General features: G+C 54.8%; 2 rRNA genes. Both read right to left on the bottom strand.

From position 1 onward, the window contains the following. Positions 1 to 7 precede the first annotated feature (7 nt). Positions 8 to 123, bottom strand: a 5S ribosomal RNA gene (gene rrf, locus ACT3RQ_RS17600). Between the two features lie 124 nt (positions 124 to 247). Further along, a 23S ribosomal RNA gene (locus ACT3RQ_RS17595) occupies positions 248 to 3,140 on the bottom strand. Positions 3,141 to 3,161: the final 21 nt, after the last annotated feature.

Here is a 3,161-nt window from a genome sequence, read left to right as displayed (position 1 = left end):
AATAAGTGCCTGACGATGACCTACTCTCGCATGGGGAGACCCCACACTACCATCGGCGCTAAGCGGTTTCACTACTGAGTTCGGCAAGGGATCAGGTGGTTCACGCTCGCTATGGTCGTCAGGCGTAACTGTCAATGTACATCATGCTGTGTCGTGTGATCGTCTCTCGTACCAGGCGGCTTCTCGCCCAGCGCGCGTATCCGGTATCTTCATCGTTGTCACTGCGACCAGACCCCTTGGGTGTTATAGGGTCAAGCCTCACGGGCCATTAGTACACGTTAGCTCAACACCTTGCAGTGCGTCCACACCGTGCCTATCAACCAGCTGGTCTCGCTGGGCCCTTCAGGAGGCTCAAGGCCTCGGGGATGTCTCATCTTGAAGGGGGCTTCCCGCTTAGATGCTTTCAGCGGTTATCCCGTCCGACCATAGCTACCCGGCAATGCCACTGGCGTGACAACCGGAACACCAGAGGGTCGTCCACTCCGGTCCTCTCGTACTAGGAGCAGCTCTTCTCAAACATCCAACGCCCACGGCAGATAGGGACCGAACTGTCTCACGACGTTCTAAACCCAGCTCGCGTACCACTTTAAATGGCGAACAGCCATACCCTTGGGACCGACTTCAGCCCCAGGATGTGATGAGCCGACATCGAGGTGCCAAACACCGCCGTCGATGTGAACTCTTGGGCGGTATCAGCCTGTTATCCCCGGAGTACCTTTTATCCGTTGAGCGATGGCCCTTCCATACAGAACCACCGGATCACTAGAACCTGCTTTCGCACCTGCTCGACGTGTCTGTCTCGCAGTCAAGCACCCTTATGCTCTTGCACTCATTGCACGATGTCCGACCGTGCTGAGGGTACCTTCGTGCTCCTCCGTTACTCTTTGGGAGGAGACCGCCCCAGTCAAACTACCCACCACACACTGTCCTCGATCCGGATAACGGACCTGAGTGAGAACGCCAATGATGCCAGGCTGGTATTTCAAGGTTGGCTCCCTTCGAACTGGCGTCCGAAGTTCAAAGCCTCCCAGCTATCCTACACAGGCAACATCAGCGTCCAGTGTGAAGCTATAGTAAAGGTTCACGGGGTCTTTCCGTCTAGCCGCGGGTACACCGCATCTTCACGGCGATTTCAATTTCACTGAGTCTCGGGTGGAGACAGCGTGGCCATCATTACGCCATTCGTGCAGGTCGGAACTTACCCGACAAGGAATTTCGCTACCTTAGGACCGTTATAGTTACGGCCGCCGTTTACCGGGGCTTCAATCAAGAGCTTCGCCCGAGGGCTAACACCATCATTTAACCTTCCGGCACCGGGCAGGCGTCACACCCTATACGTCCTCTTGCGAGTTGGCAGAGTGCTGTGTTTTTAATAAACAGTTGCAGCCACCTGGTATCTTCGACCGGTTCGGGCTGAAGGAGCAAGTCCTCTCACCCTACGCCGGCGTGCCTTCTCCCGAAGTTACGGCACCATTTTGCCTAGTTCCTTCACCCGAGTTCTCTCAAGCGCCTTGGGATTCTCACCCTGACCACCTGTGTCGGTTTGGGGTACGGTCGCACATGATCTGAAGCTTAGAGGCTTTTCCTGGAAGCGTGGCATCAATGACTTCGACACCGTGGTGTCTTCGTCTCGTCTCTCGGCTTTGAAGGGTCCCGGATTTACCTGAGACCCAGGCCTACTGACTTTCACCAGGACAACCAACGCCTGGCCCACCTAGCCTTCTCCGTCCCCCCATCGCAATCATGTCCGGTACGGGAATATTAGCCCGTTTCCCATCGACTACGCCTTTCGGCCTCGCCTTAGGGGCCGACTCACTCTGCTCTGATTAGCATCGAACAGAAAACCTTGGTCTTCCGGCGGGGGAGTTTTTCACTCCCCTTATCGTTACTCATGTCAGCATTCGCACTCGTGATACCTCCAGCAAGCTTCTCAACTCACCTTCATCGGCTTACACGACGCTCCTCTACCGCTCATCCTAAGGATGAACCCGTAGCTTCGGTATCTGGTTTAGCCCCGTTACATCTTCCGCGCAGGCCGACTCGACTAGTGAGCTATTACGCTTTCTTTAAAGGATGGCTGCTTCTAAGCCAACCTCCTAGCTGTCTGAGCCTTCCCACATCGTTTCCCACTTAACCAGAATTTGGGGACCTTAGCTGACGGTCTGGGTTGTTTCCCTTTTCACGACGGACGTTAGCACCCGCCGTGTGTCTCCCACGCTTGCACTCACCGGTATTCGGAGTTTGCCTCGGGTTGGTAAGTCGGGATGACCCCCTAGCCGAAACAGTGCTCTACCCCCGGCGGTGATACGTGAGGCGCTACCTAAATAGCTTTCGAGGAGAACCAGCTATCTCCGGGCTTGATTAGCCTTTCACTCCGATCCACAAGTCATCCAAATCTTTTTCAACAGATCCTGGTTCGGGCCTCCAGTTGATGTTACTCAACCTTCACCCTGCTCATGGATAGATCGCCCGGTTTCGGGTCTATATCCAGCGACTGTGTCGCCCAGTTAAGACTCGGTTTCCCTACGGCTCCCCTATACGGTTAACCTCGCCACTGAATATAAGTCGCTGACCCATTATACAAAAGGTACGCAGTCACAGAACAAGTCTGCTCCTACTGCTTGTACGCACACGGTTTCAGGATCTATTTCACTCCCCTCTCCGGGGTTCTTTTCGCCTTTCCCTCACGGTACTGGTTCACTATCGGTCAGCCAGGAGTATTTAGCCTTGGAGGATGGTCCCCCCGTCTTCAGTCAAGGTTTCTCGTGCCCCGACCTACTCGATTTCACAGGATCAGATTTTCGACTACGGGGCTATCACCCGCTATGGCCGAGCTTCCCAGCTCGTTCGTCTAATCAGTCACCTGCTTAAGGGCTGGTCCCCGTTCGCTCGCCGCTACTGGGGGAATCTCGGTTGATTTCTTTTCCTCAGGGTACTTAGATGTTTCAGTTCCCCTGGTTCGCCTCCTGCACCTATGTATTCAGTACAGGATACTGACCTTGTGGTCAGTGGGTTTCCCCATTCAGAGATGTCCGGGTCACAGGTTGTTTGCCACCTCGCCGAACCTTATCGCAGGCTTCCACGTCTTTCATCGCCTCTGGCTGCCTAGGCATCCACCGTGTGCGCTTCATTGCTTGACCCTATAACCCGAAGGAGTCTGG

This window comes from Halomonas sp. AOP43-D1-4 (assembly GCF_052446175.1).
In the GTDB taxonomy this organism is placed as follows: Bacteria; Pseudomonadota; Gammaproteobacteria; order Pseudomonadales; family Halomonadaceae; genus Vreelandella; species Vreelandella citrativorans.
This window is presented reverse-complemented; position numbering and strand designations above follow the sequence as displayed.